Genomic DNA, 18825 nt, shown 5'->3' on the forward strand with positions numbered 1-18825 from the left:
TAGAAGATGAAAAACGTTTTACAGATAGAGAGGCTACCATATGAAGAACCATATCACATAAATTTGATAGTCAAGGCTTCTTCCAATGGTCACAGTGGGCAGCTAGAGATATATGACGATGCTAATTTTTTGAAAGAACTTGCTGGATCACTCGAGCAGTTTCCTAAAAATCCAACAGATGAAATCAAATGGGAACTCGGCTCGGAAAAACCAGAAGACCGATATGCGTTCTATTTTTTATTCAAGGTACTTAATCAAGTGACGCATGGTTGGACCAGTGCAATTCATATCCGTTTCAACAATAATGAAATAGTTCCTTTTAGAACGATTTCCGAATTCTGTATTCCATGCGAACCTGCCGGATTAAACAGACTTGGAAAACTTTTTAGGGAATTCGCAAAGCTAAAATCCAGAAAATTGATTTGGGATGGAGTTGATGGGGAAATAGTTGAGTGAACATTTAAAAATAATAGCTATTCCACCTTCTTGCAGGTGCTTTTATAATAAATATGAAACTTAAGTACAACGAATGCTTGGACCAATCGTCTTTATTATCATAGGAATTTCATTTGTATATGCTGGTCTTTGGCTTAGCATAGCCAACAGGACAATTCGAAACACCGGAATTAAAACCAAAGCAAAAATCGTGGATTATATAGAAGAGAAGCGGGTAGATGCCGACGGGGATGGCCATATCTATCATTTTCCAGTGGTGAATTTTACCAACCAACAAGGAGATGAAATCACCCAACAACTCACATTGAGTGAAAAGCCAAAAAGAACCAATCAGTGGATTGAAATAGTATACTTGAAAAAAGAAAACGAATACCATATAATAAAAAACGATGACTGGTGGGAAATCAACCTTCCCACTATTTTTCTGATTTTTGGAGGTTTGTTCCTTGCCATTGGAATTTATGGGATAACTAGTGAAATTTAAGAATTTCTCGCGCCCATCATCCTTCTGTGAATGGAGTTGTATTATTAAATTTTCAGAATAACCTAAAGAATGACATATTCAAAGTCTTTGGAACAATTAGAAAACGATTATTGGGAAGAACCAGGAGATTTTCCCTCAGGACTTGTCCAGAATTGTTATAAGTACAGAAAAATTCCATTAAATGAATTAACCATTGAGCAATTACGGCTGCTAATCGGCCAGAACATAGGGCTTACTTATTCAGTTCCACTTGCAATGGAAAAACTAAAAACCAATGTTTTAGAAGAAGGGGATTTTTATGAAGGAGACTTGTTGGTTGCGGTTTCAAAAGTACAGGTTGAATTTTGGAAGGAAAATCAAACTGAGTTCGAAACTTTCAAAAAAGTTATAGAAACAAATTCTGAAATCATCGCAAATGAACTTGGTCCAAAAGATTTAGATCTAATAATTGAAAGACTAAAGGCCGTTTGATAAAAACAGGTATTATCCACCTGATGGTGGGTGTAATCTTTACCCAAATTCTATATTAATTCAAATGAAGAAAATCATATTTATTCTTTTTATGCCACTAATGTCATGTCATACAGATAGTATCGATGGAATCTGGATAGGACACTATATTCAGTTAGATTTGGACGGAAAAAAATCCAGTCACCATCTCAACACTATTATGGAAATTGATGAGAACATGGTTTATCACTGGACCATAATAGGTCACGAAGTAAAGGAGGAAACTTTTGAATTTGTAAGAAGTGGTAATGTAGTTATACCTAAAAGCAGGTCACATGTAGGATTTTATATTATTTCAGCTACTAATGACAGCTTGGTAACAACCATGCCCCAGATGGAAGATTTTACGCTTGTTTATAGGAAACATCAGGCCCCTGACACAAATGTAGTTCCATCTTTAGCAGGAAAAAGTTATAAAAATCAGGAAACCAATACCAACTATATCTTTAAACAAGACTCAACATTTTTAAAGAATTCCAATATCAGCGGGAAATGGGGAATCAAGTCAGTTCACTCCCTGGATTTACTCACACTAAAAATTGGAGAAGGCATGGATATAATGCTACTTGATTCCATCAAAGCCAATAAAATCTACCTCACCGAGTTTTCAAAGGAGTTAAAACATATAGTTTTAAACGAGTACTAAAAGTTATCTTAATCGCCTACTGGTTGGTTGGGTTAATCAACAAATCATAAAATGAAACAATTAACACTAATTATCAGCCTTTTCCTAACAATAAATTTAAGCATCGGACAAACCTACCAAGACTCCATAGTTGAATATCAAAACGAGCTAAATGATTATTACAGTGACGAAGAAAAATCGCCCCTTACCCAAAAAGACCTTAAAAAATTTAAAGGGCATGACTTTTTTCCCATAGATGAGAATTTTAGAGTAGAGGCTACATTTGAAAGAGCTATCAACGCCGTTCCCTTTTTAATGAAAACAACTACGGACAGGTTGCCTACCTACGAAGTTTATGGAGTAGCTACTTTTCAGTTAAATGGGCAAACACTAAAATTGAACATTTACCAAAACCACAAGCTTCGGGCAACCGAGAAATATAAAAATCACTTGTTCTTGCCCTTCACAGACCTCACCAATGGCAACGAAACCTATGGCGGCGGCAGGTTTATAGATATGGAAATCCCGGAAGGAGACATTATCGTCATTGATTTCAACAAGGCCTACAATCCCTACTGTGCCTACAATAAAAAATACTCCTGCCCTATTCCACCCAAAGAGAATGATCTGCCAGTTCATATAAATGCTGGGATTAAAATTTGAGATATTCAACACCCGCATAAAATCATGACCAAAGAAGAATTAATCGACTATGTCTATTTCGACATCGCTGGGGAATATCTAAATCAGCGGATGGAGGACTGGAGTCAAACTCAAAAATGGTACAATACAGTTTTTGAGCTCTCCGTGCCGGTAAGATATACCTATTGCATTGGAATTCTGAACACGCAAGTCATGAATGGCGGGTTTGAACAGTATTATGATAACTATTATGGAATTTTTGCAGAAGAAACCTTAAAAGGCTTAAAAGAAATTGGAGCTAGTTTGACCCATCAACTAGTTCTTACTTCTACTGAAATTCTAAAAAAACATATGAGTCCTGGTGTAGATTTGTTTACATTCATAACAAGTAATGAACACTGGGACAACAAGGAAATTGTGGATGCATTTAATCGGTTAAGTAACGAATACTTCGATTTGGAAGACAAAGAGGATTTAACCGAATTACTTGGGACTTACCTTCAGAATTGTGAAATAAGTTAATACTCCAAGTGAATACCATGAACAAAGAAGAACTCATCAAATTCGGAATTGAAAACATTGTTTGTAAAGGAGAAACCGATCATATTGCAACCGTGTTTGCTAAAGATTATGTAGCCCATGCTGGGAACAAAACCTATGAGGGCCACGATTTTCTTCATCGCTGGACAAAACAGATGCTGGCCTCCATTGACAACATAAAAGCTGCAAAAATCCAGATACTTGCCCAAGATGAGAATACCCTTACTTGGCAACGCACCTTAACCGGAGTTCATAAAAAAGCACTACGGGGTATCCCTGCCTCCAATAAAAAAATAACCTGGACGGAAATGGTTGTCAGCCGTTTTGAGGATGGCAAAATTGCGGAGGAATGGCTGGTCTCGGAGTTGGCAGCAGCTCTTCTGTTGAAGCAGCCCAAAAAGCCATAAGGCTATTCAATATAAAAGCCCGTGAGCGGTTCTGACCTATTTCGATAAATCAATATGTAAACGTTAAAATTTACTTTTAATTAATTTTGTAAACATATTTATTTACATTTTTATATATTTGTAATCTAATAAGTTTACAAAATGAGAAATAGGCAGCAGCTCTTAGTGGAACAACTAGACCAAAAACTAAGGGTTTTTCAGCAGGCGGTAACGGTTTCCGCTCCTGAAAGAGGTTGGGTGCATGCCATCCGTACCACCTTGAACATGACCATGGCCCAACTGGGCACCAAGCTCAACATTACCCGGCAAGGCGTAAAAAGAATTGAAAATAGTGAGGCTGTCGGTGCCATTACCCTCAATTCTTTACAAGATGTGGCCCATGCCCTAGATCTGCAATTGGTATACGGTTTTGTACCCAAAGATGGTTCATTGGATCAGCTCATTAAACGCAAGGCCGAAGAGCTAGCCCAAAAAATAGTGCTACGTACCCACCAAAATATGCGGTTAGAGGACCAAGGTATAGAGGGCGGTAAAGTTGATAAGGCCATAAAGGATCTGGCCGAGGAGCTTAGCAGGGAAGTGAGAAGGTCGATATGGGATTAGATCTGCACTATGCCCCTGGACAAACCCCAATAAACGAGGAGGAAAAAGAAGGTTTAAAAATCAAGTCGATAGCCACCCAGGGTGAGTTGGATGAACTTGAACAATTGAACATTGAAAAGGCAGTTGAATGGACCATCCGTACCAGGCTCAAGCCCGAACGGGTATTGACCGAAAAGTTCATCAAGGACCTTCATAAAAGAATGTACGGAGATGTTTGGAAATGGGCTGGGGAATTCCGAAAATCGGAAAAGAACTTAGGGATTCCCTGGCCCCAGATTGGGATTGCACTAAAGACATTGCTGGATGACACCCAATACTGGATACAAAACGATACCTATGTCCCGGAGGAGGTTGCCATACGGTTCAAACATCGGATTGTGAGCATTCATTGTTTCCCCAACGGCAATGGTAGACATTCACGATTAATGGCCGATGTGATCATGGAATCTGTTTTTGGCAAGGAAATCTTTTCATGGCATCAAGGGAAAATGACCAAGCCAGATGCGGTAAGAAAGTCTTATATAAATGCCTTGAAAAAAGCGGATCAAGGAGACATAAAACCACTTTTGGACTTTTCACTAAGGTAGAAGGCGTTAAGCCTTTATCACCATATCAAAATCAGCAGCAGTGGCAATGACCTTCCCAATGATTTCTGGTGCTACAGAGTTTTCTTGAGACTTTTCCTGTTGTGCAGGTAAGCCCATTTGCTCAAAAAATTCCCGGAATCCCTTGGGACTGTGAATGTTGATCCATTTGCAAGGGGCATCGCTTTTGTTCCCAAAGGTATGCAAGGTCTTGGGTGGAATATCCACAGATTCCCCAGCCTTTACGTTTCTAACTTCCCCGTTTATCATAAACTCCATTTCCCCTTCCAAGATTAAAAAAGATTCTTTGTACGAATTGTGTAAGTGCGGCGGTGGCCCAGGTACATGGGGAGGTGTTTCGGCATACATTAGATCATAATCCCCTGAGGTGTCATGAACGGTTACCTTATGCCCTAATACCCATCTAGTGTTCGAATTTTCCATTTTATAAGACGTTTGTCTCACAAACATAAAGGATCTTTTTGGTTTTTCAAAAACTTATAAGATATTTGTCTCATGAATAAGAATTACATCCAAACAGGACGCACCAATCAAAAACTTGAAACTCGAGATAAAATCTTGAAGAGTGCCCAGTACTTCTTAAAAAAGGGCAAGGCTTTCAACCTGGAAGATGTGGCCAAAAAATCAGGGGTGTCACGGGCAACCATATATCGCTATTATTCCAACGTGGAAATCTTGACAACAGAGGCCAGTTTGGACATCAATACCCTGGATTCTGAAACTATTTTGGAAAAATATCAGGACAAAGGTCTAGAAGAAAAGGTATTGGGCATCCAGGATTACTTCAATACCCTGGCTCTGGACAATGAGCATTTATTTCGTAAATATTTAAGCGCAGTACTGGTTCCCAATTCCAAAGAAACGAAAAGAGGGGCCAGGCGGGTAAAAGCGCTACAATTGGCCCTTAAAAATGAAGATATTTCTCCCAAGGAAAAAAAGGACTTGATCAATCTGCTCACCTTACTAATGGGTATAGAGCCTTTGATTGTAACCAAGGATGTAGCAAATTTGGATGATCAAGAATCCAGAAGATTGCTAAAATGGGGATTGGAATTGGTTCTAAAAGGCTACCTTACCTCATGAATGCTATAACGTTACAGCGGTCACTGTATTAAAATCAAAGCCGAAGTCATGCAACAAAACATTCAAGTAAAAACTGGAAAATTAATCTTCGATTGCCTTGTTGATGGCAATAAAGAAGGCGAATTGATTTTGTTTTTACATGGCTTCCCCGAGTCTTCCTATATGTGGAGAAAACTCATGTCGCACCTTGCACAAAATGGATTCTATTGCGTTGCACCTGACCAAAGGGGATTTAGCAAAGGTGCCTGCCCTAGTGGCAAAAAGAATTACAGGTTAGATAAACTGGCGCAAGACGTTTTGGACATTTCCAAAGTTCTGGGCAAGTCAAAATTTCACCTGGTAGGGCATGATTGGGGAGCTGCCGTGGGTTGGAAAGTAGTTCACGACCATAAGGATGTCATTTTAAGTTGGGCGGGGATTTCTGTCCCCCACCCTCAAGCTTTTGGCAAAGCCATTGTGGTTAATGACGAACAGCGTAAAATGAGCCAATACATCAAAAACTTTCAATGGCCCTATCTTCCGGAACGGGGAATCCGAAAAAACAATTTTAAGGCATTCCGAAGACTGTGGAAATACAGTGAACCAGATGAAGTAGAGGCCTATCTAAAGATTTTTAGCAATCCCAAACAATTGACCGCCACCCTGAATTACTACCGAAGTAATTACAAACTATTGAAAATGGCTGCAAACAGAAAGATGTTTGGGGATATCCATGTTCCTACCCTGTTTATTTGGGGAAAAAAGGACCTTGCCATTGGATCCTATTCCGTGGGAGAGGGGCACCGATATATGAAAAACGATTACGAATACCTGGAATTGGATGGAGGTCATTGGTTGATCCAGACCAATTACCAAGATTTGGAAAAGGCCATATCCAACCACATCGATAGAAACAATAGGGAACCGCAACTCTAAAGGCAGTGTCCTGAATCACAAGAACAAAGTTTATTCTATTTCCCTCTATCATATCCAAACGCCCTGCTCGCAAAGGTAGCGTTCAACCCCATTCCCATGGCAGCTTGTTTCAATGGCTCCGGAACATTTCCGCAGAAAAGAAAAGGCCCAGGTTCTGCAATTTGCAACAATGATGGAAAATGTCCAGCTGCTGTGGTTCCCAAATGTTGACCTAGAGCATCACCATCTTTGAAAAGGTCATGAACAAGGAGTACACCTGTTGCTCCATCAAAGAAACAATCCACTTTAAGTGCTCCTGGTTCTGTTTCCTTCATTTGCTTTTCCACATCTTCGTATATTTTCTTTAATTCTTCTCCTTTTCCAGCTTTGGCGGTCCACTTATAAACCACCATTATTTCGTCTGTTTTCATTGATATTGTTTTTGATTAATACTCGCTTTCTACAAACCTATGTCTATAATTACATATTTATGGATGTCTTTTTCGACATTTTAAAGGGTTGATTTAGACACATTTGTTTTTTACCTTTACATCCAAAGTCTTGATTATGAAACATATCAGTGTTATTGTTCCTTCAGGAAACAGCATTGTGGATACCATTATAGCGCCCTTTAATTTGCTTAAAATGGCCAATTCCCATCTTAGAAAGCTGCGTGGACTACAAGAAAATCCATTTCAAATAGACTTGATGGGTTTATCAATGGAACCTATCATCTATCAAGATTTGTTCAGTATTCAACCTACAGCTACCCTTTCCGATGTTCCAAAAACAGATTTAATCATTGTTTCACCAATCAGTGGAGATTTGGAGCGGGAAATTGAAAACAACAGGGCCTTCATTGATTGGATTAAAATGCAGCGCATTTCCAACGGTTCCGAAATAGCTAGTTTGTGCAAAGGGGCCTTTTTGCTTGCAGAGACCGGTTTGTTGCATGGAAAATCATGTGCCACCCATTGGACTGCCCATGACCTATTCCGACAAAAATATCCCAGCATTAAACTCATTCCCGAAAAAATCATCTGTGAGGATAACGGCATTTATTCCTCGGGTGGGGCATACTCCATTCTCAACTTTACCCTCTATCTGATCGAGCGTATTTTTGGGAGGGAAACTGCGATTTGGTGCTCCAAGCTTTCAGAAATCGATTTTGACCGAATTGGCCAAAACGAATTTATCATTTTCAACGGTCAGAAAGACCATACGGATGAACCCATAAAAAGGGCCCAGCTTTTTATAGAAGATAATTATCAACATAAATTGAACATCCAGAAGATTGCGGACATGGTTAATTTAAATGGCCGAAGTTTTCTACGTAGGTTTAAAAAAGCCACATCCAACACTCCATTGGAATATATTCAACGCGTGAAGATTGAAGCTGCCAAAAAGAAACTGGAATCCACCACCACAACCATATTGGAAGTGATGTACGACATTGGATATAATGATGAAAAAGCCTTCCGAACCGCTTTTAGAAAATACTCTGGTTTATCTCCCAAAGCTTATCGAGCAAAGTACAATAGAGAAATGGTCTATTCCTAGGGCTACCCCATTTCAGCATAATCCGAGGGTGAATGCCCGAACTCCTGCTTGAAGACTGTTGAAAAATAGGCCGGTTGGTTAAATCCTGTGGCATAGGCCACCTCTGCAATGCTACTATGTCCTTCTTCCAACAGCCGAGCCGCAAGCTTCAATCGTTGGCTCCTAATAAATTCCGTCGTGGAAAGTCCGGTAAGTGCCTTTAACTTGCGATGCAGATGCATGCGACTCAATCCAACCTGTTCCGCAAAAGTTTGGGCGTTAAACTCCGGATTGGTCAACTCCGTATCCAATATAATCTGAATTCTGTTCAAAAGCTCGGTATCCACACTGGTAAGCTCAACATTCTTGGCTTTAAAAAAAGGTTGGTTGCCAAACTTTTCCTGAATGGCTGTTCTAGTGGCAATCAACCTGTCTATAACCACTCTTAGTTTCTCTTCCTTAAACGGCTTTACCATATAGGCATCAGCCCCTGTTTTAAGTCCTTCCAACTCGTTTTCCTCCCCAGATTTTGCAGTCAACAATATGATTGGAATATGTGAGGTCCTTTCATCGGTTTTAAGGGTATTGCTTAATTCGATTCCATTCTTTACCGGCATCATCACATCGGAAATAATCAGGTCAGGAATTGTTTCCAAGGCAATTTTCTCCCCTATTTCACCATTTTCCGCCTCCAATATGTTATATTCCTTTTTGAACAGGGTTTTGATAAAAAGCCTAATTTCTGAATTGTCATCCACTACCAGCAGTACGGGTAGGGAGCTTTCTTCAACGTATTCGTCGTCCGTATCAGGCTCGATGCCCATATCAGCATTCTCCCTTTTCAGACTTGACAGAATTTCTTGCTCAGCCACTATCTCTCCTTTGGAAAAGGCACTTTTTGTGACGGGCAATGTTACCTCAAATGCCACGGTTGCTTCATTGGGTTTGTATGCGCGTACTGTTCCTTTTGCAAGATTTGCCAATTCCTGAACCAGGGAAAGGCCAATACCAAAACCTTGGTTCATCGTATTGGTTTGATAAAAACGGTCAAACAGCAGCGGCAGTTCCTTTTCTGACAGATCATTGTTTTGGTTGACCGTAGTGATGCTCAATTGTTGACCAAGTTGAACAGCCTTAAACTCTATTTGACCTTGCTGTTGATTGTACTTAACGGCATTGGACAGAAGATTTGTAACAATTTTTTCCACTACATCCCTGTCAAACCACAACTTGCCAGAAACATCAATCTGGCTATTGAGGATTATTCCGGCTTGTTGGGCCCTATACTGAAAAGGTTCAATCAAATGGGTCAGTAAAAGTTCAATATTTCCTTTGGAAACCCGAAGTTTTCTGCTCCCGCCCTCAATTTTGGAAAGATCCAATATCTGATTCACAAGTTTTAGCAAACGATCGGCATTTCGTTGGATCAAACCCAAATCCGTTTTATCATCAACAGACAGTCCTTTTTTGGATAACTGATGGGCAACGGGGCCAGAAATCAAGGTCAAGGGCGTTCTGAATTCATGGGAAATATTGGCAAAGAACCTGGATTTGGCGGCCTCCAGTTCCTTAAGTCTTTGATTGGTTTTTTGTTTGTTCCTAAAAAGAAAGAACAAGGTGATAAACGCCAGCCCCAAAATGGAAATGCCCCCCAGAAACAAATTCCGCTGATTTTTGGATTTTTGTTCTGCCAACTCCGATTGGGAAGTCAACAGTTCTATTTCTTGCTGTTGTTTGTCTGTCTGATATTTTTTGTTGAGTTCCTCAACTTCCAATTCGTTTTGGGATTCTTGTACAACGGCTTCCAATTCCATTTGGTTTTCAAGTGCCATCAACGCATTCTTGTAATCCTTACTGTCTTTGTAAGCACCATACAGTCCTCGATAGACGTTGAGAAGCTGCATGCGCATGGACTCCTCATTGCCATCCGCTTCAATGAATTCCAAAGCTTTTTTGAAATGGACAATGGCTTTTTGATACTGCTTTTTATGCCAATAAAGGTCTCCCAAGTTAGTTTGATCCAAGACAACGGATACCTGATTCGTTGATCTTTCAGGAATTTTGGAGGCCTTTAAAAGATAGTTTTCAGCATTTGTAAAGTCATTGATTTCCAAGTAGGTTTCACCCAATCTTCCATAAATACTTCCCAGGATTCTAAAATCCCCGTAAGATTCATAATACTTCTCGGCATTAAGTAAGTGTTCAATGGCTTTTTCATTCTCCTGTACTAGGTCGTAATATGTGCCTAGGGCCAATTCACCATAGTTAACACCCTCTTCCAATCCCAGGTTCTCATAGATTTCAATACTTTTTTCAATATAGGGTACTGCTGCGGAATTTCTAAGTTCGGAATAGATCATACCTATATTGGTATAGGCGGCGGCCAATGATTTGTCCATTTCATTCCGGGATGTATAAATAGAATCCAGTTTTAAATAATACGTAAGAGCTTCTGGGTATTCCGTAAGCTCAAAGTGCTGATTTCCCAGCAAAATATAAATGGAGGAAAGCGTTCTCCAATCGTCAGTTTGTTTCGCATTGAACAAGGCCAACTGCGCATACTTCTTGGATAAGGAGTCGTTTCTTCGGATATTATAAATCACCCCTATCTTCTTATAACAGTCCGCCAAATAGGATTTATTTTGAAGTTTTTCAGCTATTTTCGAGGCTTTTTCGATATGGTAAAAAGCACTATCAATGTCAGATTTGGCAAATTGATAACGCCCACTAAGCGATTGATATAGATACTTCCCCTCGGTGTAGTTGTTCTTGGAAGCAATTGTTCTAATGTTTTTTCGATAGCGGTCCGCGGAATCAGGAGAAGTGTAGAGATAGGCCACAAACAGCTGCTCGTTTATTTCTACTGATTCCTCAACATTGGTATTTCCCTTGAGCAACTGTTTCAAGGAATCAATTTCCTTTTCGGTTTGACCCCACGATACGGAAAAACAGAGAAATAGGAGGGTTATGGAAACTACATGCTTCATTTTAAGGTTGAATCATAAAAAGGTACAAAAACCATATAAATGGAAGTTTGTTGAATTTCGAGCTTATCGATAATAGGTCATATATCCAGAAGAGGGAAATTCAGGAGGACAAGTACCTGAAGTTTCCCTGACAACCCGCAAAGTTCCATCCGTCTGTAACTGAAAATAGAAATATCCGCCTGATTCCATTTCATAGCAGTGTTCCGTAGTCACTTCTTCAGGATCGGCATGGGTAGCAGCTCCCAAAAGGGTTCTGTAAACATTGGATTCCGTACCCCGCACAATCTTGACCGTTCCGTTTAATGTGGTAGCTACCAGCAGTGGTGAAAATTCGGTTTGCCCATGATAAGGTGTTGAAAAAACTTCTTCCGTATCAAACCATGGCCCGGCAATGGTGCCCGCCCTCCCACGTGGGCCTCTACAACTTAAGGGCTGTGCAATGGGTTTGGGGCCAAAAAGGTCGTACATCTGATTTCGCAAGTCGGTTGAGAAATAATCATATGGGCAAGTGGTATGCCGAAAAGTCTCAACAGGATGGAAACGATCATTGTTGAGAAAAGTTAGGGAGCGCTCCGAGTGATACACACCAAAATCGAAGCTCTTCGCTTGAACGGTGCCAGATGTGGTTCCTATCCGTTCTCCAGCTGAAAAACTAGCCAAGGTTGGAGCCTGGGCATCAAACAAAGGTATACCTTGGGTCACCACTGCATCCCGAATTGTAGAAACTGGATTGGTAATATGCCCAAAACGTATCACCACCTCACAACTGGCTCGGAACGTAGGCTGATAGTCCGTGCCATTAAAAGTAACGTTCACCAAATCCATATCAACTGGAGCATAAACCGGTACTTCCGTCACTTCGGGCTTGATAAAAACGTAGGTGTGCGCCGAAAAGTTATGGAACGCCTGCAATTCTCCAAGAGGCTCGATATGTGCTATATCATCAAGATCCGTAAATGAATTCGTAAAGGTCACGTTGGGATTGGAACCTGTTTCACAGACCGAAGACGGAGGCGGTTCACTACCATCATCACTGCCGCAAGCAAGAATCATGAAAACCAAGGAGGTTTTCAAAAGATGCTTAGCCCAAATTTTAGCTTCATAATATTTCACAAGGCATCTCATCGTTGGGCCACAAAAGATCTGTTCTTATCTGTAAAGCGGTGCAAACGGGTATCGTTGGAACCCCGTTCGTAATAGGTCTCTTTACTAAATCCCTTAAAGGCTTCAATTTTCAGTGAATTCATGTTCCAGTTATCGCCCCCTACTCCTCCTCTAAAAGTAGTCTGCAAAACCACTTTGGAAATGTCTGAAGCGGCATAAATCTTTTTGTTCAAGGTTACATCAACAGAAGTAGTGGCATGGTCTTTCCATCGAGTACTTTTGTTCACATTCCCTATCGTCTGTGTTCCCCCATTTCTATAATGCACTACAATATTCAGATTGTCGTTTCCTCCTCTCAGGTCATCATCCCCTGTTCTAATCCAGAATCGCAACCCATCAATTGGTTTTCTTGATGGCACAGTCCTAGCCTTTACAGGGCCTGAGGTCGATGTACTGGTAGCCGTTCTTGCCTGGGGTGGGTTATTATGGATCATTGCCATAAAGGTTTTGTCCTGACCAGTAAAGCGTTTGAGTGGGGCACCTCGCCTTTCATAGACTTTCCTATTCTTATTATAACCCTTTACATAAATGCGCAGCAAGTCCAGATTGAAATTGTCATTTCCTGAAATAGTATTCAGTTGTACCGATTTTATCGTAGTTACAAGAACAGGAGTACGCAATTGCACCGTGATATGTTGCGAATAATCATCTATCCATTTGTTCCCCCTGTTTACATTGTACACTCTTTGAGGGGCGGCGTTATGATATAAAATAGTCAAATTTAAATTGTCATTTCCTCCCCTTAGGTCGTCCTTACCCACTCCAAATTCGAAAACCAGTTCGTGTATTTTCCCATCATTTGGATAATCTCTCAACGAAGTTCTCAAAGGTGTTTTTTTTCGGTAATTCTTGTCCACAAAATAGGTTCTCCATCTCATATGTGGTTCTTCCTGGTAATAAAAAACCTCATCTTTGAAATTGGGTCGGAGGGTCATAATCCTATTGGGGTAGTTGGGGTCATAGGTGTAAATCTTCATTTTGTGTTTGTATGTCCCATTTGCCAAATCTTGGGCAGTTCCAAAATCATAGCCAATAGCCACCACTTGATGGTTCCCTGGGTCGGTATCTTTCTCCCCAACACTTTGAAGGCCCAAAGGCACGGGTTGCCCCCTGTTAATAAAAGGACGAAGTTCATTGATCCGGCTGCCACTCTTGTTTTCCACCCCCCAATTGAAAAATTCACTGTTTCGGACTCCCTCTATATTGATTCCGATTTCTCCCCATTTGTCCAGATTGGATGTTATGGAAGTTACCTGACGGTCATAAAGGTATTTCTGTAAGGGACTCCCTTCCGTGGGACGAAGCGCAGTTTTAGGTGTGGAAATGCTTGTAGCGTGATAATAATCCAAAGAGGCGTAGGACATCCCCCCACAAAGTCCTCCCGTTCTCCAATCTATCGCATCAATAAAGATGTTCTTAAAACTGTTGTTGAATTTAAATCCATGCTGAACTGGATTAAAGCGTGTCATTTTTTTGGTCTGACCCCAAATAGGGCTTACCAAAGTGCAAAAAAGAATGAATCCTATTATTTTTTTCATTGTTACTGATTTGAAAGGTTTAATCTGGAAGGTTGTAAAAAGATTTTATTGCCTCATAGTTGGAATAGTCCAATTTGCCCGATTGGGCGCTTTCTGGAATCAACACATATCGAAACCTGTTTCCTCTGGAGCCTGAGTACTGAAATTCTGTTAAATCAACCCCGTTGGTACTTACTAGCGTTACGGTTATACCATTTAAGGTTATCCCATTATTTCCAAATGTATAGGAGTACAGGGTGTTTGACCAACGACCAGCATTGGGCATGGGATAAATACTTGAAGTTCCCCATTGTTGTAGATATACAAACACCAAGCTTCTATTCCTAAGCTCAATATTGTCTATCTCTGTAATCAATATGTTCATTGACTTTGCCCTGGGGTCGTCCTGTACATTCCAATCCGCATCAAGCCAATTGGAAAAAATTACATTGGCGTTGCCATCTTGCCCATCAGTTCCGTCCTGACCATCTGTTCCATCTAGCCCATCCTGTCCGTCAATTCCGGGGATTCCTTGTGGTCCCGGAGGTCCTGTCTCACCATCCTCCGCAGAACAAGCAATCAAAACCGTGCATGCCATTGCAACAACGGCCAAAAAAATGAAGTGTACTTTTTTCATGATTTTAGATTTAATGTTAACCTTGTTTTTAGGGGGAAGTTTTCTTAGATATTCCCATCCATTATGGCATGGAGGTCATCTTTGTTTCAAAATTAGAAGCGACTTCTTTTGGGGGATTCTCCATATGTAACAAATGCTTTTGGAAATGTAACAAGGGAGCCTAAAAGTGAATGGGAAAGAGGACTGGGATTGTATTTATTCACTATATTAAATCAAAAAAATGGACAAACTGACTGCGGCCGAGATAAAAGCCCGCTTAAAGAACCTGGATGGATGGACATATGATAACGGAAGTATTTGTAAGTCTTTTGTTTTTAAGGATTTTAAGGAGGCATTTTCAATGATGACCCATATTGCTTTTGTAGCCGAACAGCAGAACCATCACCCCAATTGGGAAAACGTTTACAATCAACTTACCATAAAGTTGAATACCCATGATGTGGGCGGCATCACCCAAAATGATTTTGACCTGGCCAACGCTATTGAACAAATCGTGGCCAAAGGGTAGAACTTCAACTTGACAAGGAGGCATTTTTTGCTAAATTTGTCGCTGTCCAAAATCAAGATTTATGGGAAGAGCATTTGAATTTAGGAAGGCACGGAAGATGAAGCGTTGGGCGGCCATGTCCAAGGCATTTACCCGAATTGGCAAGGATATCGTTATAGCGGTAAAAGAGGGTGGTCCAGACCCGGACTCCAATGCCAGATTGCGTGCTGTGATTCAAAATGCCAAGGCAGTAAATATGCCCAAGGACAACATTGAAAGGGCCATTAAAAGAGCGTCGGATAAAAGTCAAGGTGATTTCAAGGAAGTTCTCTTTGAAGGTTACGCGCCCCATGGTATTGCCATTTTAATTGAGACTGCAACGGACAACAATACCCGAACCGTGGCAAACATTCGTAGTTACTTCAATAAGTGCAATGGAAGCCTGGGCACCTCTGGCTCCGTTGAATTTATGTTTGACCATACGTGTAACTTCGCCATTAATGGAGAAGGTCTTGATCCTGAAGAACTGGAACTGGAATTCATTGATTTTGGTGCCGAAGAGGTATTCGTGGATGAAGATGGCATTCATATCTATGCATCCTTTGAAAGTTTTGGCGCTATCCAAAAAGAATTGGAATCCCGTGAAATAGAAATCATCTCCTCTGGTTTTGAACGAATTCCCCAAGTGACCAAGGAACTTTCCGAAGAACAGGTGGTGGACGTAGAAAAACTCTTGGAAAAGATTGAGGAAGACGATGACGTTCAGAACGTGTACCACACAATGAAGGAATAATTGTCCGGATAAGGGGGTCGATAAATTTAACTTTAAGATTTATCTTACTATCGATATAGTTCGTAACTTATTACTCATCAACGAATTATATCAATTATGAAAGTATTCACCAGATTTTTTGGATGCGCCTTGCTTCTCATATGTTTTTATGCATGTGGAGAAGACGAAGGACTTGACCTTGACGGATCGGAAATTTCCATCAGCGATATTGCAGGCAGTTGGAATGCTACCCGAGCGGTATTTGATATTGCAGGAAGCGGGGCTTCCATGGCAATTGATGTGGTGGAACAGGGCGGCACGGTAACCCTAGTCATTCAATCCAACGGAAGATTTACATTGACCATTACTGAAATGGGGGAGGATCCCGATGTTAGCACTGGGCAAATGTCTTTTGATGAAGACCTGTTAGTGGTTGAATTTGACGACTCACCAGGAGATGATGAATTCTTTAGCATACAAAGCACAGCCAATACGCTTTCCATTAGCGGTCCTGCAGAGTTTGATTTGGATGGGGATGGTACCGATGACCCTGCAAGGGCAGAACTGGATTTTGAAAGGACTTAGCCAAGTTGCAGCATCCAAAGTTCAACACTATTCAATGACCACAGTTCCCCCTTTGACCAATTCAGAATGCCTAATCTCATAACCAGGAAATTCCACATTGTTAAACTTCAATTTGGAAATAGTGTCCACTTTTCTATCCTCGACCTTAATAATAAGCTCTTTTCCTGGATAATAGTTCTGATCTAGTTGGATGGTAAGCCGGTCAAAAATTGGCTTGGTAACAATATATTCCGACTCGGCTTCCACACCTGCTGTCATTTGAAACAAGCCCATTTTAACAAGAACGGCCAGAGATCCCATCAATCCTTGGTCTTCATCCCCATTGTACCCAGTTTCCGGACACAGCCCACTATAAACACTATTAACTACATTTCGAACCCAAAACTGGGTTAAATCAGGCCTGTCCAAACAATGGAACACATGTGCAGTCTGCATGGATGGTTGATTACCATAATTGATAGGAATACGCTTATATTCAGGATGTGTCTCCACTGCATGGGAAGTACCGGAAGTAAATCCCATTTTTTCGGCTTCCTTAAATTGATCTTGCAACCTGGTCACCGCGGCTTGCTTACCGCCCATCAATCGGGCCAACCCTTCCAAATCATGTGGGACAAACCACGTTGCTTGGGAACCATTGGCTTCTACAAAACCATTTTGATATTCGTATGGGTCAAAATCAGATTTCCATTCTCCTTCTACATTTTTAGGTCTAATCCAATGGGTCTGGGAATCAAATACGTTCTTGTAGTTGATTGATCGTTCCATAAAGTATTTATGGTCTTCGTTTTTATCCAAGGATTCGGCCAATTGCGCCAAAGCATAATCTTGAAATGCATATTCCAAGGTCATACTTGCCCCATCCTGGTGGCCTCCAAAATCACCTTCAGGGTTGGGATAAGGAACATAGCCCATGTTGATATAATATTCCAACCCCCCACCTCTTGCAGTCTGATGCTCATAACCCGATCTAGCCATTATTCCTCCAGGCATATGATTCTTTCTAAGTCCCTCAAATAAAAGTTCAGGGTCATAGCTACGAATTCCTTTTTGATAGGCCCCCACCATAAATGGTGTTGCCGAGGCTCCCGTCATCACATAGGTATAATTGCCTCCAGAGGGGCCACGAGGGACCATCCCTCCATCTTGATAATACTGCAATAGCGATTGGACAAACTCATCGGCTATTTCGGGATACACCAGCTGCCAAAGCACAGCAATAGTCCATTGGGCACCCCAAAAAGAATCGGAATTGTAATGGTTGAACTTGGGATTGCCCTCTTCATTAAGTGGTATCTGCCCTATCCGAAAGTGTTCTTTTGTGTTATCCGGATATGCTCCATTTACATCGCTAACAATTCTCCTTCCTTGCAAGGCATGCCATAAATCGGTGTAAAAACGTTTCCGTTGTTCTTGAGTATTTCCCTCGACTTTTATCCTCCCCAACATTTGGTTCCATTGGGAGCGGGAATCCTGCACGATTTCATCAAAATCCCAATGGGGTAGTTCGGCCTCCATGTTTTCTTTTGCATTGGCTACAGATGTGTAGGATATGGCCAGTTTCATCTTAGCCTTTTTTCCCTTGTCTTCCAGTTTAACCAGAAACTTTCCCTCCTTGTTTTCCACAGCTGCAATGTCAGCATCCATAAGTGCATAAAAGTAAACGGCTATAGGCTTTGGTCTTCTCCTTGTTGGTACATTTACTACCTTTCCGGTAATGGCTCTTTGCCCTACAATTTCCAATTCCGAATCCACCATTTTAGAAGGTCCATTTTGCCCTTCCAAATTGAACAAAACAGCTTTGTCTTGAATTGAAGGAAAAGTATATCGGTGGAATCCGACTCGCGTAGTACTGGTCAACTCCACCTCTATGTTATGTTTTTCCAATTCGACATAATGATACCCAGGATGAACCTTTTCCGTATCGTGGGTGAAGTCAGAATCAAAACTGGTATAATCCTTATCCGGCCCTGCTGAAATCAATGGCATAACTGAGGGTCCAGACATCTGCCAGGCATGCACATGGGAGAACCCTTTAATATTAGTAGTGTTATATCGGTAGCCACTCCCCCACGCCCCTTCGGTCTCTGTATCAGGGCTCAGATTGACCATCCCGAATGGCCGACTGGCAGACGAGAAGAAAAACCATCTTGAATTGGCCGTGTCCAAAAAAGGATATACCTGATCTACATAGTCCTCATTTATTGTAACCTGGGTTTCCTTTACCTGGGAACAGGACAATATCAATACAGAAATGAACAGAATTAAACGGCTTTCTTGCATTTTAA

22 protein-coding genes are annotated in these 18825 nt (G+C 41.0%); 15 read left to right on the forward strand and 7 right to left on the reverse strand.

Going from position 1 to position 18825, the window contains the following annotated elements:
* Window positions 1-6: 6 nt before the first annotated feature.
* From ACRHOZ_RS07975 to ACRHOZ_RS08015, 9 genes are all read left to right on the forward strand, one after another.
* Window positions 7-456, forward strand: coding sequence for a hypothetical protein (locus ACRHOZ_RS07975; protein WP_431124336.1), 450 nt, complete (start codon window positions 7-9; stop codon window positions 454-456).
* Window positions 457-529: 73 nt separating this feature from the next.
* Window positions 530-940: a DUF3592 domain-containing protein gene (locus ACRHOZ_RS07980; protein WP_431124339.1), complete on the forward strand. Its 411-nt coding sequence runs from the start codon at window positions 530-532 to the stop codon at window positions 938-940.
* Between the two features lie 69 nt (window positions 941-1009).
* Window positions 1010-1411, forward strand: coding sequence for a contact-dependent growth inhibition system immunity protein (locus ACRHOZ_RS07985; protein WP_431124342.1), 402 nt, complete (start codon window positions 1010-1012; stop codon window positions 1409-1411).
* Window positions 1412-1475: 64 nt separating this feature from the next.
* On the forward strand, window positions 1476-2096 hold the full coding sequence (locus ACRHOZ_RS07990; protein ID WP_431124345.1) for a hypothetical protein: 621 nt from the start codon (window positions 1476-1478) through the stop codon (window positions 2094-2096).
* Between the two features lie 51 nt (window positions 2097-2147).
* Window positions 2148-2738 (forward strand): DUF1684 domain-containing protein, encoded by a 591-nt coding sequence (locus ACRHOZ_RS07995; protein WP_431124348.1) that lies wholly within the window; start codon window positions 2148-2150, stop codon window positions 2736-2738.
* 24 nt (window positions 2739-2762) lie between these two features.
* Complete coding sequence (locus ACRHOZ_RS08000; RefSeq protein WP_431124351.1) at window positions 2763-3239, forward strand: DMP19 family protein; 477 nt, start codon at window positions 2763-2765, stop codon at window positions 3237-3239.
* A gap of 17 nt (window positions 3240-3256) precedes the next feature.
* Complete coding sequence (locus ACRHOZ_RS08005; RefSeq protein WP_431124354.1) at window positions 3257-3664, forward strand: ester cyclase; 408 nt, start codon at window positions 3257-3259, stop codon at window positions 3662-3664.
* Window positions 3665-3805: 141 nt separating this feature from the next.
* Complete coding sequence (locus ACRHOZ_RS08010; protein ID WP_431124357.1) at window positions 3806-4267, forward strand: mobile mystery protein A; 462 nt, start codon at window positions 3806-3808, stop codon at window positions 4265-4267.
* On the forward strand, window positions 4258-4854 hold the full coding sequence (locus tag ACRHOZ_RS08015; protein WP_431124360.1) for a mobile mystery protein B: 597 nt from the start codon (window positions 4258-4260) through the stop codon (window positions 4852-4854). Before ACRHOZ_RS08010 ends, ACRHOZ_RS08015 begins: the two co-directional genes overlap by 10 nt.
* A 6-nt stretch (window positions 4855-4860) precedes the next feature.
* On the opposite strand, the gene ACRHOZ_RS08020 is transcribed toward ACRHOZ_RS08015, so the two are convergent.
* A complete protein-coding gene (locus tag ACRHOZ_RS08020; protein ID WP_431124363.1) occupies window positions 4861-5295 on the reverse strand; it encodes a cupin domain-containing protein in 435 nt (144 codons plus the stop codon).
* 72 nt (window positions 5296-5367) lie between these two features.
* Between ACRHOZ_RS08020 and ACRHOZ_RS08025 the strand changes: the two genes are divergently transcribed.
* Together ACRHOZ_RS08025 and ACRHOZ_RS08030 are read left to right on the forward strand one after the other, a co-directional pair.
* The gene (locus tag ACRHOZ_RS08025; RefSeq protein WP_431124366.1) at window positions 5368-5955 is read left to right on the forward strand and encodes a TetR/AcrR family transcriptional regulator; all 588 of its coding nucleotides are present in this window, start codon (window positions 5368-5370) and stop codon (window positions 5953-5955) included.
* Window positions 5956-6003: 48 nt separating this feature from the next.
* Entirely contained in the window at window positions 6004-6870 is an 867-nt protein-coding gene (locus ACRHOZ_RS08030) for an alpha/beta fold hydrolase (protein ID WP_431124369.1), read from the forward strand.
* A gap of 35 nt (window positions 6871-6905) precedes the next feature.
* Here ACRHOZ_RS08030 and ACRHOZ_RS08035 read toward each other — a convergent pair whose 3' ends face one another.
* Window positions 6906-7280 (reverse strand): putative quinol monooxygenase, encoded by a 375-nt coding sequence (locus ACRHOZ_RS08035; RefSeq protein WP_431124372.1) that lies wholly within the window; start codon window positions 7278-7280, stop codon window positions 6906-6908.
* A 136-nt stretch (window positions 7281-7416) separates the two neighbouring features.
* Between ACRHOZ_RS08035 and ACRHOZ_RS08040 the strand changes: the two genes are divergently transcribed.
* Entirely contained in the window at window positions 7417-8409 is a 993-nt protein-coding gene (locus ACRHOZ_RS08040) for a GlxA family transcriptional regulator (RefSeq protein WP_431124375.1), read from the forward strand.
* 2 nt (window positions 8410-8411) lie between these two features.
* On the opposite strand, the gene ACRHOZ_RS08045 is transcribed toward ACRHOZ_RS08040, so the two are convergent.
* The 4 genes from ACRHOZ_RS08045 to ACRHOZ_RS08060 all read right to left on the reverse strand — a co-directional run bounded on the left by ACRHOZ_RS08045 (window position 8412) and on the right by ACRHOZ_RS08060 (window position 14693).
* A complete protein-coding gene (locus tag ACRHOZ_RS08045) occupies window positions 8412-11375 on the reverse strand; it encodes a response regulator (RefSeq protein WP_431124378.1) in 2964 nt (987 codons plus the stop codon).
* Between the two features lie 63 nt (window positions 11376-11438).
* The gene (locus ACRHOZ_RS08050; RefSeq protein WP_431124380.1) at window positions 11439-12428 is read right to left on the reverse strand and encodes a hypothetical protein; all 990 of its coding nucleotides are present in this window, start codon (window positions 12426-12428) and stop codon (window positions 11439-11441) included.
* A 68-nt stretch (window positions 12429-12496) separates the two neighbouring features.
* Window positions 12497-14077 (reverse strand): hypothetical protein, encoded by a 1581-nt coding sequence (locus ACRHOZ_RS08055; RefSeq protein WP_431124383.1) that lies wholly within the window; start codon window positions 14075-14077, stop codon window positions 12497-12499.
* 19 nt (window positions 14078-14096) lie between these two features.
* Window positions 14097-14693 (reverse strand): hypothetical protein, encoded by a 597-nt coding sequence (locus ACRHOZ_RS08060; RefSeq protein ID WP_431124386.1) that lies wholly within the window; start codon window positions 14691-14693, stop codon window positions 14097-14099.
* A 220-nt stretch (window positions 14694-14913) separates the two neighbouring features.
* Between ACRHOZ_RS08060 and ACRHOZ_RS08065 the strand changes: the two genes are divergently transcribed.
* The 3 genes from ACRHOZ_RS08065 to ACRHOZ_RS08075 all read left to right on the forward strand — a co-directional run bounded on the left by ACRHOZ_RS08065 (window position 14914) and on the right by ACRHOZ_RS08075 (window position 16537).
* Complete coding sequence (locus tag ACRHOZ_RS08065) at window positions 14914-15201, forward strand: 4a-hydroxytetrahydrobiopterin dehydratase (protein WP_431124389.1); 288 nt, start codon at window positions 14914-14916, stop codon at window positions 15199-15201.
* A 61-nt stretch (window positions 15202-15262) separates the two neighbouring features.
* Window positions 15263-15973 (forward strand): YebC/PmpR family DNA-binding transcriptional regulator, encoded by a 711-nt coding sequence (locus ACRHOZ_RS08070; protein ID WP_431124392.1) that lies wholly within the window; start codon window positions 15263-15265, stop codon window positions 15971-15973.
* Window positions 15974-16069: 96 nt separating this feature from the next.
* Window positions 16070-16537, forward strand: coding sequence for a hypothetical protein (locus tag ACRHOZ_RS08075; protein WP_431124394.1), 468 nt, complete (start codon window positions 16070-16072; stop codon window positions 16535-16537).
* Window positions 16538-16564: 27 nt separating this feature from the next.
* Here the strand turns inward: ACRHOZ_RS08075 and ACRHOZ_RS08080 are convergent, their stop codons facing one another.
* Window positions 16565-18820, reverse strand: a complete 2256-nt coding sequence (locus ACRHOZ_RS08080; protein WP_431124397.1) for a GH92 family glycosyl hydrolase — start codon at window positions 18818-18820, stop codon at window positions 16565-16567.
* Between the last annotated feature and the right edge of the window lie 5 nt (window positions 18821-18825).

It is taken from the genome of Flagellimonas flava (assembly GCF_050617915.1).
GTDB lineage: Bacteria > Bacteroidota > Bacteroidia > Flavobacteriales > Flavobacteriaceae > Flagellimonas > Flagellimonas flava_A.

Excerpts from the sequence above, each read along its gene's own strand:
- ACRHOZ_RS08030 (WP_431124369.1), top strand. The coding sequence starts at position 6,004 with ATGCAACAAAACATTCAAGTAAAAACTGGAAAATTAATCTTCGATTGC.
- ACRHOZ_RS08020 (WP_431124363.1), bottom strand. The coding sequence starts at position 5,295 with ATGGAAAATTCGAACACTAGATGGGTATTAGGGCATAAGGTAACCGTT.
- ACRHOZ_RS08045 (WP_431124378.1), bottom strand. The coding sequence starts at position 11,375 with ATGAAGCATGTAGTTTCCATAACCCTCCTATTTCTCTGTTTTTCCGTA.
- ACRHOZ_RS08025 (WP_431124366.1), top strand. The coding sequence starts at position 5,368 with ATGAATAAGAATTACATCCAAACAGGACGCACCAATCAAAAACTTGAA.
- ACRHOZ_RS08060 (WP_431124386.1), bottom strand. The coding sequence starts at position 14,693 with ATGAAAAAAGTACACTTCATTTTTTTGGCCGTTGTTGCAATGGCATGC.
- ACRHOZ_RS07975 (WP_431124336.1), top strand. The coding sequence starts at position 7 with ATGAAAAACGTTTTACAGATAGAGAGGCTACCATATGAAGAACCATAT.
- ACRHOZ_RS08010 (WP_431124357.1), top strand. The coding sequence starts at position 3,806 with ATGAGAAATAGGCAGCAGCTCTTAGTGGAACAACTAGACCAAAAACTA.
- ACRHOZ_RS08065 (WP_431124389.1), top strand. The coding sequence starts at position 14,914 with ATGGACAAACTGACTGCGGCCGAGATAAAAGCCCGCTTAAAGAACCTG.
- ACRHOZ_RS08005 (WP_431124354.1), top strand. The coding sequence starts at position 3,257 with ATGAACAAAGAAGAACTCATCAAATTCGGAATTGAAAACATTGTTTGT.
- ACRHOZ_RS08015 (WP_431124360.1), top strand. The coding sequence starts at position 4,258 with ATGGGATTAGATCTGCACTATGCCCCTGGACAAACCCCAATAAACGAG.
- ACRHOZ_RS08035 (WP_431124372.1), bottom strand. The coding sequence starts at position 7,280 with ATGAAAACAGACGAAATAATGGTGGTTTATAAGTGGACCGCCAAAGCT.
- ACRHOZ_RS08075 (WP_431124394.1), top strand. The coding sequence starts at position 16,070 with ATGAAAGTATTCACCAGATTTTTTGGATGCGCCTTGCTTCTCATATGT.
- ACRHOZ_RS08070 (WP_431124392.1), top strand. The coding sequence starts at position 15,263 with ATGGGAAGAGCATTTGAATTTAGGAAGGCACGGAAGATGAAGCGTTGG.
- ACRHOZ_RS07985 (WP_431124342.1), top strand. The coding sequence starts at position 1,010 with ATGACATATTCAAAGTCTTTGGAACAATTAGAAAACGATTATTGGGAA.
- ACRHOZ_RS08055 (WP_431124383.1), bottom strand. The coding sequence starts at position 14,077 with ATGAAAAAAATAATAGGATTCATTCTTTTTTGCACTTTGGTAAGCCCT.
- ACRHOZ_RS08040 (WP_431124375.1), top strand. The coding sequence starts at position 7,417 with ATGAAACATATCAGTGTTATTGTTCCTTCAGGAAACAGCATTGTGGAT.
- ACRHOZ_RS07990 (WP_431124345.1), top strand. The coding sequence starts at position 1,476 with ATGAAGAAAATCATATTTATTCTTTTTATGCCACTAATGTCATGTCAT.
- ACRHOZ_RS07980 (WP_431124339.1), top strand. The coding sequence starts at position 530 with ATGCTTGGACCAATCGTCTTTATTATCATAGGAATTTCATTTGTATAT.
- ACRHOZ_RS08000 (WP_431124351.1), top strand. The coding sequence starts at position 2,763 with ATGACCAAAGAAGAATTAATCGACTATGTCTATTTCGACATCGCTGGG.
- ACRHOZ_RS07995 (WP_431124348.1), top strand. The coding sequence starts at position 2,148 with ATGAAACAATTAACACTAATTATCAGCCTTTTCCTAACAATAAATTTA.
- ACRHOZ_RS08080 (WP_431124397.1), bottom strand. The coding sequence starts at position 18,820 with ATGCAAGAAAGCCGTTTAATTCTGTTCATTTCTGTATTGATATTGTCC.
- ACRHOZ_RS08050 (WP_431124380.1), bottom strand. The coding sequence starts at position 12,428 with ATGATTCTTGCTTGCGGCAGTGATGATGGTAGTGAACCGCCTCCGTCT.